We start from the raw sequence: 15,571 nt of genomic DNA, 5'->3' as shown, positions 1-15,571 counted from the left end.
CAGGTTAGGTGTTCCCAGTCCGGGGACTCACTTGTGTGTGGTTCGACGGAAGGAGAGACAACGTGGTGCAGGTGCAAAATCGAGCGAATATCTATCGATCGATCCAAATTGAATATTACCCGAGCCGCCTTATATTTAAGACACAAGCCCCGTAGCTTAATTTCCAATATCGCGTTGCAGGATTAAACTATGGATATGGTCGCAGTGGGAATCATATTTTTAATCCTTGCCGTTTTCCTTATCGCGGTGGGCGCACTCGCCGCCACCAAGCGGTTGCCCGGCAATAAATACATCGGCTTGCGCTTACAAGAGATCCGAAAGTCACGTGAAGCGTGGGATAACGCCCACGCCGTTGCGGGCCCCTTCTGGGCCCTTGGCGGAGTTTCGCTGCTTTTCGGCGGCGTCGTAGCCTTCCGCGCGGAAGGTTGGATGTGGCTTATTCCGGTCACCACTTTCGTAATCGCTATCCTCGCGCTTTCCGTCGGCTCAAACCTTGGCTCGCGCGCGGCGTTTCTTTATGAGCAAGCGCATGCCGATGACGATGGTTGTGGCGATAGCTGCAACTGCGGCTCCGGAGGCTGCGGTGGGGAGGAGGCCACAGACTCCGCCGCTCAACCCGAGGTTGATCTGGGTGCCCTCCGCCAGGCCGCTCGCCACTCTGATAATTAAATAACTATCTTTTGAGTTTCTTTCTCCCTCCCTTTCCTGTCCGGCAATCGCGCCACACAGGGACGGGTCAGGGAGAGTTTTTATGACACTGTGACGTTATTATTCCAACCACGGAATCCCACACTTTTCGTCACAACTAAATTAAGTTGGGGGTATTTAACGACTCGTACCTATGTTGGACTCCATCTATAGTTGCGCGTCTCAACCTACGGGGATTCCTGTGGGCATTCCTAGAACTCGCATAGAGGTTCCGCAGAGCTCGGCTCCGCCACTACACCTAACGCGGGGAAGGGTTGACAATGGGAGACATGAAGAAAACCACAGCCCTCGCCGCAATCGCCGTTTCCACCTTCAGCATCGGTACCTATGTCGCCGACTCCCACCGCGTCGAACCTGAATCGCACGCCGCAGGAGGGGACGGGCCACATCCCATCGTTAATGACATAGGTCTAGATTCCGGCACCTATGAACTCACACCCACCGAGGCTGGGCCGGTCGCAACCTGGAACGGCAATCTGTCCTAATTTCGTGTTTCACGTGAAACCTACACTGAGCCATTTCACTTTAGCTGCCCCGAAATATGATTAACCGTTGCCGAAATCATGTTCCGGCCGTGAACCATTCAGGATAGAGTAGAGGCTATGACTATCTGTTCGCGCCGCATGTTCTTGCTCGGATCCGCTACGACTTTCGCAGGTGCATACCTCGCGGCCTGCGGCTCAGAACCGTCCGCGGAAATCGCGGCAACGGACATTCCAGTAGGCTCCGGGATCATCGTCGACAGGGTTATCTTCACGCAGCCGAAAGAAGGGGAGTTTAAGGCCTACTCCCAAACCTGCCCGCACCAACAAAACCCCATTACAGAAATCGACGGTATGACTGCTACCTGCACGGCGCATCATACGTCCTATAACCTGAAAGATGGTTCGGTCATTGAAGGACCTGGCCGAGACCCACTCAAAGAATTTGGGGTAAGCCAAGAGGGTACAAAGGTCACTACAGCGTAAATCCCCGCGGACGCTTCACCCTCTACGCCCATCGTTTCACGTGAAACCATGAGACTCAATGGGAGTACGCAGAAGAAAATTATCCGCACTACCTTTCGTGGAACCAAGCGAGACGGTTTACACTTTGGGTCATGCTGCACAGACTTAAAAAGCCGGATCCGCTCATCGTCCTCATCCTTACGGCCGTCGCAATCGCGATCATTGCACCGGCCCGCGGCACCTTCGCTGACGTCTTTGGCAGCCTGACGAATGTGGCGATCGCGCTGTTGTTTTTTCTCTACGGCGCGCGGCTATCCACCCAAGAAGCTCTAAACGGGCTTAAGCACTGGCGGCTCCACATCACGATTCTTGCTTTCACGTTCGTGATTTATCCCCTCATCGGTCTGGCCCTGCGGCCCCTTACCGAGTTCATCACTGACGATATGTACATGGGGATCCTATTCCTTACGCTGGTCCCGTCCACCGTGCAGTCTTCCGTGGCTTTTACTTCCATTGCCAAGGGCAACGTATCTGGAGCAATTGTCTCCGCCTCAACCTCTAACTTGGCCGGCGTCTTCATCACGCCTGTCCTGGTCATGGTGCTCATGGGTACCGGTTCCGGCCTACATATCGATACCTCCGTCTTTGGGGAAATCTCCCTCTTGCTTCTCGCGCCATTCATATTGGGCCAATTAACCCGGCGCTGGATTGCGGACTTCGCTCAGAGCAAGGCCACAAAGGTGGTCGACCGCGGCTCCATTGCCATGGTGGTCTATTCCGCATTTTCTAAGGGCGTGGTCGATGGAATCTGGTCCTCCATCTCTATCTGGGAGATCGTGTTCCTCGTGGTTTTCGCCGCAGCCTTCGTCATTTTCATGTTGTGGCTGACGCGGTTTATCTCCGGGAAGCTAGGATTTTCTCGTGCCGATATCATCGCGATCCAGTTCTGTGGCTCTAAGAAGTCTTTGGCTACCGGCCTTCCCATGGCCTCGGTCATCTTTGCCTCAGGGTCGACATCGCTCGGGCTATTGATCCTCCCGCTCATGATTTACCACCAGGTGCAGCTGATGATCTGTTCTGTGTTGGCCTCCCGGTACGCACAGGAGGACGAGGAGCAACTACACTAAGTGCCCATGGCTAATTACCTTTATGTGCGCACCGAGCTTTCCGTCCCAGGAGTGGGCTCAGCGGTCCACCTCGCAGAATTAGAAGAACACGACGCCCAACGCTGCCGCATGCACCGCATGATCGCTTTGGATCCCGCGGATTCCGTGGTCGGGGTAGCGACCCCGGATAGTTCCACGGGAAACGTGGACACGCCGCAAGAAGTAGTTCCGCACCCCGATACCTACGATGAGTTCCCGGATATTAGCGCCCAGTACATGGACCAAGAACAATTTGAAGCGCTGTGGACGGAAGCCACCACAAAGTTTGGGCTTAGCTAGCCGCGGCCTACAGCACCAGGTTCACCAGGATCATGTAGAACGCGGTACCGCCGAATATGGATAATCCGGAATCGCGCTTCCACTTGTGTAGTCCGACGGTAACTAGCACGCCCAAGAGCACCGGCCACAGCCCGCCGGTGCCATCCGCCTGTCCGGCAACGGCATAGACCACCAAGATGGTCATGACGCCTACGGGCATCATCAAGCCCAGCAGCGAAAAGAACTCGCTATCCTTCATCCACTTCTTCGCGGAGAAGGGAAGCTCCCGCAATAAGACGGTCACGATGCCTACAGGGATGAGCACTGCAGCAATCGCCCCTAAACTGACTCCGTCCGGCATTTAGTTATCCTCCTTCACGGTCGTGGAGGGAAGGGGCTGCAGCCGCCAGGTAAGCGCGTTATCCGCGCGCGGTGACAGGTAGCGAATGATGAGCAACAAGAAATAGGCGCTCAGGGAGACCATCAGCAGCTGCCCCGGGGTGATGAAAGCGGCGAGGATGCCCAAGGCCGCGGCCGATAGCGGTAGGGACAGATCCTGATTGTTGCGGAAGGAGTCCATCGCCAAGACAACGAATAGGGCGACGAGGGCGAATTCCATTCCCTCGACGGAAGAGGGGATTACCTGGCCGGCGAGCGCGCCAACGATGCCGCCGCCTACCCACAGAATTTGGCAAAAGATTTGTATGCTCAAAATGCGGGTGCCGGTAGGCCGCTCCTCGCGCGGGAGCGCCGAGACGATGGCATACGTTTCATCCGTGAGGGCATAGGTGGAATAGGCCTTGCCCACGGGGGAATTAATCCGTTTGCGGGGGAATGTTAGCCCATAGAAGATATGGCGGAAATTCACCATAAACCCGGTAAGGAGCGAGGACAGCGCGGAAACACCGCCGGTAACCATGGAGATGGCGAGAAACTCCATAGAGCCGGCGTAGATAACGATGGAAAATATGGGCGTCCACCACCAGCTAAAGCCGGATTGCACCATCAGGAGGCCAAAAGCCAAGCCCAATGGAATTAGCCCGAGAGCCACCGCCCACGTGTCTTTAATGCCCTTGTGGATTTCCTCGCGCATACGGGTCAGTGTAACCGATCACATACCGGCCGCTAGGAATTAATTATCATCCACATTCACGGGATAGGTGGAATACAGCGGCAGGGGCATAGGCTGGCGTTTCATGACATCGGCCCACAAATCGGCCGGGCCTGGGGCCACCACGTCCTGCGCTAGGGCGGGCGCCACGAACCATTCGCCGGCCTCGATTTCTTCCTCCAGCTGCCCGGGACCCCACTCGGCGTAACCGGCAAACATTCGCATGCCGGTCACCAGCGGCTCGATATCTTCTGGGTTGGAGCGCAGATCCACGTGCGCTAGGCGCGGTGCGAGGCGGTTGAGCTGTTCTTCTTTATCTGGGTCCACGCCTTGCTTGGTCTGCGCCAGGCCCACGACGGATTGCTGGTTGAGCGGACCACCGATATACAGCGCCTGCGGTTTAGCAACGACGGGCATCCATTCTGGGAGCACATTAAAAATGGCCACCTCTGAGCGCTTGGTAAGGTCCACGCCAAAGGTCATCATGTCATTGTGCTCGACCAATAAGATGACGGAGCGGGCGAATTCCGGGGACAACATCCCTGGTGCGGACACGAGTAATTGCCCAGGGGCGGGATCGTTGCGCTCGAGGGCATTAAATAATCTATCGGCAAACATCACTGTTTAGACTCCCACCACTGGCGCAACTTCGCAATAGCTTCTTCCCGCTCGAGGGGGCCGTACTCCAGGCGCATTTCCTTCAAATAGGACCACGCCTGTCCCACTTCGGGGCCAGGGGAGAGGCCTAGGATCTCCATGATCTCGTTGCCATCGAGATCCGGACGCACCCGCGCGAGGTCTTCCTTACGGCCAATCTCCTCGATTCGCTCCTCCAATTGGTCATAGGTGCGCTGCAAACGCCGCGCCTTCTTGGCATTGCGGGTAGTGCAATCGGCGCGCACCAGCTTGTGCAGGCGGGGGAGGAGGTCACCGGCATCGTTGACGTAGCGCCGCACGGCAGAATCGGTCCATTGATTTTCCCCAAAACCGTGGAAACGCATGTGCAAGTAGACCAACTGGCCAATATCTTCCGTCGTGGCCTTGGGGTATTTCAGCTTCCGCAGGCGCTTGCGCGTCAACTTGGCGCCCACCACCTCGTGGTGGTGGAAAGAAACCTTGCCGTCGGTGTTATCGAAGGTATCGGGCTTGCCGATGTCATGCAGCAATGCGGCCCACCGCAATACCAAGTCGGGACCGTCCTCTTCTTGATCCATGGCTTGGCGCAGCACCTTCAGCGAGTGCGCGTAAACATCCTTGTGCTGGGCGTGCTCGTCCGTGGTCATGCGCAGGGCGGGGATCTCCGGGAAGATGTAATCCGCAATCCCGGTATTGACCAGCAGATCGATGCCATCCCACGGGGCTTTGCCGCACATGAGCTTATCCAGCTCCACTTGGACGCGCTCTACCGTGATGCGCTGAATCTCTGCCGCCATATCGCGCATGGCGGCTACCACGCGGTCTGCCACGTGAAACTCCAATTGGGACGCAAAGCGCGCAGCGCGCAGCATCCGCAGCGGATCATCGTGGAAGGAGATTTCCGGTTTATCCGGGGTATCGAGCACCTTATTGGCCACATCGTGGAGGCCGCCAAGGGGATCGTGGAACTCAAAGGTGGCATCGGCAAGCAGCTCAATGGCCATCGCGTTGACCTTGAAATCGCGCCGCACCAGATCGCCCTCCAGGCTATCGCCGTAGATGACCTCGGGGTTGCGGGACTGCCCATCATAGGAATCGGAGCGGAAGGTGGTGATTTCAATCTGCTGGCCCTTGTACACGGCGGACACAGTGCCATAGGCGATGCCGGTATCCCACACCGTTTCGGCCCACTCATCCAGGATTTCCTTGACCACCTCCGGGCGCGCTGGGGTGGTGAAGTCCAGATCATTGCCCAAGCGGCCGAGGAGGGCATCGCGCACCGAGCCGCCCACGAGGTAGAGGGCATGCCCGCGCGCGCTGAATTTGTCTACCAGCCCGCTCAATAAGCCACTGAGCGAGTTCACGGTAGACTCCGCGCGCGCAAGAACGCCGATTAACTGAGTGTCCTGAAAATTCACGGGTGAGAGTCTACTACGATTGGCAGGGATGACTAACCAAGAACAAGGCTCCGCGCAAGGCCCCTCCAAAGGAGGCGGCCGTAGCCGTAACCGGCGCCGGCGCCGGCGGCGGCCGGATAACCGCACGCGCCGCAACACCCAGCAGCGCAGGCAGCAACGCGGCGGCAATAATCACGGCGCCTCCACCGTCATGGAGACCCGCGATGAGACCTCTGCGGGCGGGCTCGTAATCTCTGGGCTGGCCGAGTGCGTCGACGGCAACGGTAAAGCGGACCTGTCCCGCGTCTACGTGGCTCTTATCGGGCGCCTAGACCGTCGCGGGCGTTTATTGTGGTCCATGCCCAAGGGGCACGTGGAAAATGGCGAGGCCAAGGAGGTCACCGCGGAGCGCGAGGTATGGGAAGAAACCGGTATTTCCGGCGAGGTTTTCGCTGACCTCGGCGTGATCGATTATTGGTTCGTTTCTGATGGCGTCCGCATCCACAAGACGGTGCACCACCACCTACTGCGCTTTGTGGACGGCATCATGAACGATGAGGATCCAGAGGTTACCGAGGTGTCCTGGATCCCCGTTTCTGAACTCATCGAGCACTTGGCGTACGCGGACGAACGCAAGCTCGCGCGCATCGCGCACGATCTCCTCCCCGATCTTGCACGAAAGGAAGCCGACGCAGGGAAAGCGACCCCACGCTAATGCACCAGCGCCTGAAATCACTCGCTGCGGCCGGCGGTTGCGCGGTACTTACCGGTTGGGGATTGTTCCTACCAAACGCGGCGGCCCAAATGGACTCTGTTCCGGACGAGCAGATGGATATCCAAGCCTGGTTGGGAGCGCGCGGGCCGGAGCGCGCCGATCTGGATCTTATCGATGCCCAGCCCTTTACCGTAGGCACTGACATGCGGCTGCGGTTCCGCGTGCATAACCCCACCGATCAGCCCTTGGAAGATCTGCAGGTAACTAGCCGCCGCGGCGATAGCGTTGCTGATGCGGCAGAAGCGCGGACGGAAATGGCCACCGGTAATTTTCCTTATTATGGCTCGGGCATGACCACCGCACCGCTGCAACCAGGTGAAACCCGGGAAATAAGCTTCACCGTGCCCAGTGGCTTAGATGCCGAGCGCACCTTGGCCATCAATGAACCGGGCGCTTATCCGCTGCTCTTTACCCTGACCGGCACTCTCGAGGGCGATGCGGTGAGCCTGGCGGAGGAGCGCTTTGTGGCCCAATTCTCTGACGAGGGCCCCACGGATGCCAAAGATACCGAGGCACCGGAAGAAACGGCACTAGAAGAAGGACACGACGAAGTCGAGGATTCCCAACCCCACGATCTCACGGTGGTCTATCCCATCAGCGCCAACCTAGACATCGTCCCCGGCGGGCTTGGGGGAGAAGAGCTCATCTTGTCCTCCGATGAGTTAGGGCACGAACTGCGCGAAGGCGGCCGCCTCGATAGGTTGGTTTCTACCTACGAGGATCATGACCTGCAGGGGGCGGGCTGTGTGGCCATCGACCCCGCGCTGCTCGATACCGTCAACCGCATGTCGCAAGGCTATACGGTCAATTCCACCCGCCCCGCCCAAGGCGATCGCCCCAAGCGCCTGCGCGATTCCTGGTCGCGGGGCAGTGACGATGACAAGGGGGAGCCAGGCGATGCGAAAAATGATGCCGAGCGGTGGCTGGAACGCCTGCGCGAGTTGGATTGCTTCATCGCCATGCCCTGGGCCAATGCGAATGCCTCTGCGGTAGCAAGGGCTAATAATCCCGCCCTTGTCTTTGAGGGTTTGCAGCGCGGCAACCAGACCATCGAACGCGTCCTGGGCAAGGCCCCGGCCAGCAATATCTTGGCGGTAGGTTCCGGCTATATTGACCAAAAATTGCCGGTGCCATCCCTTGTTGCGGATAACTCGAACTGGTCCGGCGAGGCCGCGACTTTCGATGCCTCCCTCGGCGCCCTGCTATCCCAAACCGGCTCCAAGCCGCAGACGGTTGGCTATTCCAACCCGGAGCTGCGCTATGACTACGCCAAAGATTCTGCTCTGTCCCGCGCCATCACGGGCGGGGCGGCCCTCAGCCTCGCGGGCGGGGAAGATACCGTGGCCAAGCTTCCCAACTACTTAGACCCTAGCGCGGCCGAGCATGCACTCGCCGCCGCGGAAGACTTGCTCGACTCCGGCCACTCCCGTCCCCGCGGGATCAGCGCGGTGGAATTGCAGCAGGGCGATCCGAACGCTCCCACCGGCAGCCCCTTTATCGATCCGGCGGTCTTTTCGGAGCCCGAATTGGCCCGCGTTGAGCAACAGGCGCGCTATACCGATGAGCTAATGAATATCGTGGTGGATGACCCTGATATCACCATGACGCGCTCTGAATTCGTGCTGCCACTGCGCCGCGATCTCCTCAATTCCTTATCGCTGAATAATCGCGATAGCTTGAGCACCCACGCCGCAGCGCGCCAGTCCTTTTCCCGCACCATGGAGATGCACTCCAATACGCTGCGGGATCTGCGCGATTCCGTCTCCCTCATCCCGCCGGGCAATGTTTATACCCGCGTATCTGAGTCATCGCCGCTGCTCATCGTGGCCGAAAATGGCCTGCCATTGCCGGTGGAGGCGAAGCTGCAATACGATGCCCCCGATGGCGCGCGGCTCAACACGCCCAAAAGCGTCCGTATTCCCGCTAAGGGCTCTATTACTGTATCCATGACCGCTGATATGCCGAAGGATGCGGATCGCACGGACATTGGGCTGTGGCTGGCCACTCCTAAAGATCAGACCATTTCGCAGCCCATCACTATCTCGGTGCAGACACGTGCCGGTATCGTAACCTTATACGCTGCCGGCATAGCCGGCGCTCTCGCGCTGGTTTTGGCTACGCTCTTTCGGCTTGGCCGTCACCGACGCAAAAATCACAAGGCTGAAAAGTAAAAGTTGAAGTTGTATCCTCTATGACCGAAAAAGATGGCCGCCAGGCCCACCACGCGGAGAAGGCACCTGCAGGCGCGGTAGACCCCACGGATACCGCCCCCAATGCGGAAGAAAACCGTGTCCCGGTTACCGCCGGCGCGCGCGGCCGCATCGTGCGCGCCTCTCCGCCCGCACCGGTACCAGAAAAGCGGCCCACCCCCTCAGTGCAGAACACGACCGTTCCCCCTGAGGAAGATAAGTCCGCGCTGACTGGCCGCAATGCGGAGATCGAGGCCTCCAATCAGGACGTCATCCGCGCGACGGGAACGATGGCCATCGCCACGCTGCTCTCGCGCATCACCGGCTTCCTGCGGCAGATGCTGATCGGCGCCACCCTTGGTGCCACTGTGGGTACGGCCTTTAGCAGCGCCAACCAGATCCCCAACCTGGTCACCGAAATCGTGCTGGGCGCGGTGCTGACCTCACTGGTGGTTCCGGTCTTGGTGCGCGCGGAGAAGGAGGACTCGGACCGCGGCGAAACCTTCGTCCGAAGACTTTTTACCCTGGCGTTTTCGATCCTGGGCATCGTTACCATCCTCTCCGTTATCTTCGCACCATTCTTAACAAGGATGATGCTGCCTGAAGATTCCAAGGCCAATGCCGTGCAGGCAACATCATTGGCCTTCTTGCTCTTGCCGCAGATCCTGTTTTACGGCCTTTTCGCCCTCTTCCAAGCGGTCTTAAATACCAAGAATATCTTTGGCCCTGGCGCCTGGGCGCCGGTGGTCAATAACATCATCTCCATCAGCGTCCTGCTGGCGTATCGCTTTTTGCCAGGCCGCCTCGACCCGCACGAACCTACGCCGGTGGCGGATCCACACATCATGCTGCTGGGCCTGGGCACCACCACGGCGGTGATCGTGCAGTGCTTTATCCTTGTGCCGTACCTGAAAAAGGCCGGCATCAACCTGCGCCCGAAGTGGGGCCTCGATGCCCGCATCAAGCAATTCGGCGGCATGGCGCTGGCCATTATTACCTACGTGGCCATCTCCCAGCTGGGTTACGTCATCACCTCCCGTGTGGCGGCGTATGCCGATGCCGGTGCGCCGCTGGTGTACCAGAACGCATGGCTGATGCTGCAGGTGCCGTACGGCGTTATCGGCGTGACCTTGTTGACCGCCATCATGCCGCGGCTTTCGCGCAATGCCGCCGATGGCGATGTCGATGCCGTGGTGCGCGACCTCACCTTGGGTACCAAGCTGACCTTCATCGCGCTAATCCCCATCGTCATTTTCATGACGGGCTTCGGCGTGCCCATCGCCCGCGCGCTATTCCAGTACGGCGCCTACGGCGCGGATAGCGCAGAGCAGCTCGGCCTCACCATCAGTTTTTCCGCCTTTACCTTGATCCCATATGCGTTGGTGCTGCTGCACCTGCGCGTTTTCTACGCCAGGGAAGAGGCGTGGACGCCCACCTTCATCATTGCCGGCATCACGCTGACCAAGATCGTGCTGACCTTGCTGGCACCGCTGATGACCAGCAACCCAGACCGGGTGGTCATCCTCCTCGGTACCGCCAACGGCTTTGGCTTTGTCTCCGGTGCGGTCATCGGCGGCTTCCTGCTCAAGCGCAAGCTGGGCAGCCTGGGCGGCAAGGCCGTGACCCAGACGGTCCTGTGGTCCTCCGGTGCCGGCGCGGTAGGCCTGGTTGTCTCGTGGGCGCTGTACTGGCTCGTGCAATTGTTCTTGCCGGAGCAGCTGCCTTCGAGCGTCTCGCTGGTCAATGTCGTCGTGCTGGGCATCGTCTTTGTGATTATCACTGGGTTGGTTCTGTCCAAGTCCTCCCTGCCCGAGGTGCAGAACCTGGCGCGCGCCCTCCAGCGCATCCCGGGAATGTCCCGGTTCATCACGGTGGACAATTCCAAGGCCATCGAGGTCGAGGAACCAGACCTGCAGGAAATCCAGCCGGTCTATACACAGGATTCCTTCAATGCCACCTTGGTCCCGCCACCAATGTCCGCCGGTATCGTCCGCGGCCCGCGCTTGGTCCCCGGCGCCCCCGTATCGGACGGTCGCTTCCGCCTCCTGCAGGATCACGGCGCTGTATCCGGCGCCCGGTTCTGGCAAGCCCGCGAACAAGCCACCGGCCGCCTCGTGGCGCTGACGTTCGTCGATACCAATACCCAGGCACCCATCGCGCCGTCGACGCCCACGGTCTCTGCCCGCCGCTCCGCCGAAATCTCCCGCAATACGCGGCGTTTGGCCGAGCTCAACCTAGAGACCATGGCGGATAATATCGAGATTTTGTCCTACCGCACCGGCTGCCTGGTGGTGGCGGATTGGTTTGAGGGCACCTCCCTCAAGCAGGTGGCAGAGGCAGATAACCTCGATCCCAATTCCGTTGCCCGCGCTACCGCGCCGCTGTTTGCCGATGCCGCCACGGCCCACGACGCCGGCCTCATCCTCGGCGTGGAGCACCGCGACCGCTTCCGCGTATCCACCTCCGGCATCGTCAAGGTTGCCTTCCCCGCGGTGCTGGATGGGACGTCTGCAGAAAGCGACCGCGAGGCCCTCAGCTCCGCGCTAAGCATGCTGGTTGAATCGACCGAACCATCGCCGAAGAAGCTGCGCGATATTTCCGATGACGCCAATCTCACCGCCGATGAGGCCGCAGAGCGCCTCGAAGAGGCACGGCTGGCCTTTGATGCTGCGGATGCAGAGACCCGCGAAGAGAAGCTGGAAGAGCTGCAGGAGGCGGAGGGGCTGACCTCGGCGGGCATCGCCAAGCGCCTGCGCGAATTTGCCCCGGAAGAGCAGGAAGAAAAGACGGAGGCCCTCCCCGTGGTCGTTGAAGATGAGCCCACGCAGGAAGAGGATCCGAAGCAAGAACCCGGCTTTGGCGGCCGCGGTTACTCGGGCTCTGGCGTCGTGGTCATCGGCATTTTCGCCACCATCTTCGTCGTGGGCATGGCGGCGCTGACGACGTGGGTGATGTCCCTGCTCAGCGATGTAGAAAAGACCAGTTCGGTTACCGAAACCGTGCAGGGCTCCACGATGATCCCGGATACCCCGCCAGTGCACCTCAAGGAATCATCCGCCATCACGGTGCCAGATGGCGAGGATAATGAGCAGCTTATCGATGGCAAGACGATCACCACCTGGTCCACGAAGGAATCCGGTTCCGGCGCCTTGGTCACCCTGGATAACCCGGCCCACCTTTCTGTCATGACCGTGACCCACACCAGGTCCAATGGCGCGCACTACGAAATCTATGGCGTTAATAAAGACGATTTCGATCCGAAGCACCCGCAGCTGAGCTCTCTTCCCAAATTGGCGGAAGGAAAGTTCAAGCACTTAAACGAGGAGCTGGAGCTAAAAGAAGCGCCCCAACAATTCGATGCCGCGCTCATAGTCATCACGGAACTGCCTAAGGCAAAAGAGGTTACACTGGGGGAGGTCCAGCTTGTAGGCCATCCTTAATGCCGAGGTCAGCGGGTTGGAAAAAGAATTTTTACTTCAAGGCTTGACTAAAACGCCCAATCGGGTATCGTAGTTGGTGTTACATCAACAACAACGTTAGGAGAAACAACCATGTCCCTCGCAGCAGGTACCTACACCATCGACAAAGAGCACACCGTCATCGGATTCGTTACCAAGCACGCCATGGTTACCAAGGTGCGCGGCAACTTCGGTGAGTTCGACGGCACCATCAACGTCGCCGAGAACATCGCTGACTCCACCGCAGAGGCCACCATCAAGGCTGCTTCCATCTCCACCGGCAACGAGGACCGCGATGGCCACGTAAAGAACGAAGACTTCTTCAACGTGGAGGAGTACCCAGAGCTTTCCTTCACCACCACCAACGTCAACGTTGATGAGGACGGCAACGGCACCGTCACCGGTGACCTGACCATCAAGGGCACCACCAAGTCCGTCGACCTCAAGGTTGAAGAGGTCGCTACCGCTGAAGACCCATTCGGCAACTTCCGCCTGGGCTTCGAGGCGCAGACCAAGATCAACCGCAAGGACTTCGGCATCGACTTCAACGCTCCGCTCAAGACCGGCGGCGTCCTCGTTTCTGAAGACATCAAGATCGAGCTCGAGGTTTCTGCCATCAAGCAGTAATCGCACTTCTTTGAAAACCTTGGGCTCTCACAGCCTCCTGGTTACCAATAACTAAAGCCCGCGCCGCGTATCCGCCCGGCCGCGGGCTTTAGTCGTATTCCCCAGGCAAATCTTTCAGGTTTGGTGCCTTGTCTGGGCAATTACTCGGCCAGCACAAAACAACTCCACAACAACTTCAAACAACTTGAATTTATACCTTGAGCTGCAGGTATGAAGAAGCGACCGAATTATATTAGTTGAGAGTTGTGTATAGTTATTTCAAACAACTTCTGGGTTCCGTGAAGCCCCAAGTATTCGCGAGTTAGCACCCCCGCCGGAAGTAGCAGTTTGCCCAAAATATCGAAGTTAGGCTGGGTTTTTAAAGAAATTCCTAGGTCCCTCGTTTAAAACCCTGGAATCGCCGCGCGATTTTAAGGTAAACAACTTCAAACAACTTGCTACTCTTCTGACCAGCACATCTGTTGTAATCGAGTAATTAAGCTTCGAGGAGTTGTGCACAAGTTGTTTGAAACAACTTGTGCTAGCATTCATTTATGTCTGAGGCAGAATTGCAGGCCGTTTACGCAGCTCTCAAAGCTATCGAGGAAGGTGCTACCGCCGATAGCCAAGAGAGTCAGGTTTTGGACTTCAAAGAAGATCCCACAACACATCCACAGAATCGAAACCCAGATGCTTCACTTACTGAATTCCTCATTGATGAAACCATATGCTTTTCCAACGCGAACGCCGGGGTTTGCCATATCGTCTTGGGCGTTTCAGATAAAAGGGCAGGTGCCGCAGCTTTTACCGGAACCTCACGCAGCATCGAATGGATTGAGCAGAAAATATTTAATGGTACTCAACCTGGAATCAGAGTAGAAGGAACTGAACTTAACTATTGCGGTCAGCGGCTTATTTGTCTGCGAATTCCCAAGGGGTTGACACTTTACCAACGCCCGAAAGGGCAGGCCAGCATTCGCAGAGGCACCTCGTGCGTGCCACTTTCTGAAGAAGAGCGGCGCTCCATCGCCTTTCAGCGCGCAAATCCGGACTTTTCTGCAGCTGAGTCCCGATATTCTTTCGAAGATTTGGATGCTACAGCCATCGATCAAGCGCGCCGGCTCCTCAAAAAAGCACGATCGGCTTCAGGTTCCTTAGATCGAGTACCCCACACGACCAATGAACTACTTTCCGAGCTCGGTCTTCTCACCCGCGATGGTCAGTTAACCTACGCCGCAGAAATCCTGTTCATTACTCCAGCCAACAGTCGAACTACCATCAGGCACTTGGCCCGTGAGGTACCTGGAGGAGATCCCCAGGCCACGGAAATATCTGCACCTTTGATCACCGCCTACCTGAGGCTAAAAGAGCTCGTAGCAACCGCAGCACGAACAGAAGTTGCACGCGTGACCTTCCCAAACGGGCAAGAGATTTCTATCCCAGCCTTTCCTGAGACCGCAGTGGACGAGGTCATTTCTAACGCTCTCGCACACAGGGATTGGGATGCTAGTAGTGCAGTAGTCATTGACCAATCACCGACAGCGCTTACTGTGTGGTCACCAGGACCGTTGCCAGTGGGAGTCACAGAAAAGCGAATCTTAACTACTCAATCGATTCCCCGCAATCCGCGACTCATGGCTGCCTTAAGAATGCTGGACCTTGCAGAGGAATCTTCACGGGGTTTCGACCGCATGTGGGCAGCGATGTTAGCTAGTGGACGCCATACCCCGGCTTTGCATACAGCGGAGAATTTTGTCGAAGTAAGCCTATCTTCTGGTGAGGTAGACAAGGACTTTGTCTATGCGTTAGCTAAATTAAACGACCATTACCCGGACAAGGCGTTCGAAAGTATCAATGGGTTACTTATCGCACGCCAACTCATGGATCACAAGATTTTGCTCAACCGATCCACAGCCGCTCTAATGCAGGTCACCGAGCAAGAAGCCCAAGATATTCTCCAGTGGTATTCGTCTATTGGATACCTGGAAAGGCTTCGGAACGCCGGGGAATGGATCCTGTCTGGTGACGCGAGGAAACTCATGGGATTGAATAAACAAGGAGCAATTTCATCGGCCTCAGTGCAAGATTGGATTTTGGCACAGCTTGAAGCAGGCGAAGTACTCTCCGCACGGGAGACGGCCGAGGAACTAGGTGTCGACAGAAAGGTGATAACTGATATCCTGCGCCATTTGAAAAAAATGGGACAAGCCACGATCGATCCATCGGGCCCACAAAGAGGCAGTAATACTCGGTGGATTGTCGCCGGTTGAAATGCTCTTCGCAGATTCAGGAGCACATCTTCCTGAGCCCAGCTTCTGCG

At 57.7% G+C, this 15,571-nt stretch carries 13 protein-coding genes and 1 pseudogene; 10 read left to right on the top strand and 4 right to left on the bottom strand.

From position 1 onward, the window contains the following. Positions 1-189 precede the first annotated feature (189 nt). From QP908_RS07785 to QP908_RS07765, 5 genes are all read left to right on the top strand, one after another. Positions 190-669 (top strand): SdpI family protein, encoded by a 480-nt coding sequence (locus QP908_RS07785; RefSeq protein WP_370658460.1) that lies wholly within the window; start codon positions 190-192, stop codon positions 667-669. Positions 670-977: 308 nt separating this feature from the next. Then, positions 978-1,193 (top strand): catechol 1,2-dioxygenase, encoded by a 216-nt coding sequence (locus tag QP908_RS07780; RefSeq protein ID WP_239269580.1) that lies wholly within the window; start codon positions 978-980, stop codon positions 1,191-1,193. Between the two features lie 117 nt (positions 1,194-1,310). Further along, the gene (locus QP908_RS07775) at positions 1,311-1,676 is read left to right on the top strand and encodes a Rieske (2Fe-2S) protein (protein WP_239269579.1); all 366 of its coding nucleotides are present in this window, start codon (positions 1,311-1,313) and stop codon (positions 1,674-1,676) included. Between the two features lie 131 nt (positions 1,677-1,807). After that, positions 1,808-2,782 carry a bile acid:sodium symporter family protein gene (locus QP908_RS07770; protein ID WP_239269578.1) on the top strand — a complete coding sequence of 325 codons (975 nt, stop codon included), beginning with the start codon at positions 1,808-1,810 and terminating at the stop codon, positions 2,780-2,782. Positions 2,783-2,788: 6 nt separating this feature from the next. Next, positions 2,789-3,100, top strand: coding sequence for a hypothetical protein (locus QP908_RS07765; protein WP_239269577.1), 312 nt, complete (start codon positions 2,789-2,791; stop codon positions 3,098-3,100). 7 nt (positions 3,101-3,107) lie between these two features. Here the strand turns inward: QP908_RS07765 and QP908_RS07760 are convergent, their stop codons facing one another. From QP908_RS07760 to QP908_RS07745, 4 genes are read right to left on the bottom strand one after another with little or no spacing between them, the layout of a single operon-like run. Then, complete coding sequence (locus tag QP908_RS07760; RefSeq protein WP_239269576.1) at positions 3,108-3,440, bottom strand: branched-chain amino acid transporter permease; 333 nt, start codon at positions 3,438-3,440, stop codon at positions 3,108-3,110. Beyond that, a complete protein-coding gene (locus QP908_RS07755; RefSeq protein ID WP_284772021.1) occupies positions 3,441-4,172 on the bottom strand; it encodes an AzlC family ABC transporter permease in 732 nt (243 codons plus the stop codon). A 39-nt stretch (positions 4,173-4,211) separates the two neighbouring features. Further along, the gene (locus QP908_RS07750; protein ID WP_005275922.1) at positions 4,212-4,808 is read right to left on the bottom strand and encodes a YqgE/AlgH family protein; all 597 of its coding nucleotides are present in this window, start codon (positions 4,806-4,808) and stop codon (positions 4,212-4,214) included. Then, the gene (locus tag QP908_RS07745; RefSeq protein ID WP_023029759.1) at positions 4,808-6,244 is read right to left on the bottom strand and encodes a CCA tRNA nucleotidyltransferase; all 1,437 of its coding nucleotides are present in this window, start codon (positions 6,242-6,244) and stop codon (positions 4,808-4,810) included. The genes QP908_RS07750 and QP908_RS07745 overlap by 1 nt, the downstream gene beginning before the upstream one ends. Positions 6,245-6,437: 193 nt before the next feature. On the opposite strand from QP908_RS07745, the pseudogene QP908_RS07740 reads away from it, so the two are divergent. The 5 genes and pseudogenes from QP908_RS07740 to QP908_RS07720 form a co-directional block, all read left to right on the top strand. Next, a pseudogene (locus tag QP908_RS07740) lies at positions 6,438-6,938 on the top strand (NUDIX hydrolase); the annotation flags it as partial. Next, positions 6,938-9,169, top strand: a complete 2,232-nt coding sequence (locus QP908_RS07735) for a DUF6049 family protein (protein WP_239269573.1) — start codon at positions 6,938-6,940, stop codon at positions 9,167-9,169. The pseudogene QP908_RS07740 and the gene QP908_RS07735, both read left to right, overlap by 1 nt. 20 nt (positions 9,170-9,189) lie before the next feature. Further along, complete coding sequence (gene murJ / locus QP908_RS07730; RefSeq protein WP_284772020.1) at positions 9,190-12,627, top strand: murein biosynthesis integral membrane protein MurJ; 3,438 nt, start codon at positions 9,190-9,192, stop codon at positions 12,625-12,627. 111 nt (positions 12,628-12,738) lie between these two features. Further along, complete coding sequence (locus QP908_RS07725; RefSeq protein ID WP_239269571.1) at positions 12,739-13,272, top strand: YceI family protein; 534 nt, start codon at positions 12,739-12,741, stop codon at positions 13,270-13,272. Positions 13,273-13,805: 533 nt separating this feature from the next. Continuing rightward, positions 13,806-15,521: an RNA/DNA-binding domain-containing protein gene (locus tag QP908_RS07720; protein WP_239269570.1), complete on the top strand. Its 1,716-nt coding sequence runs from the start codon at positions 13,806-13,808 to the stop codon at positions 15,519-15,521. Positions 15,522-15,571 lie beyond the last annotated feature (50 nt).

The organism is Corynebacterium sp. MSK204, assembly GCF_030229885.1.
Classification (GTDB): Bacteria; Actinomycetota; Actinomycetes; order Mycobacteriales; family Mycobacteriaceae; genus Corynebacterium.
Note: the sequence above shows the minus strand (reverse complement) of the source record. Positions and strands in the feature narration are given on the sequence as shown.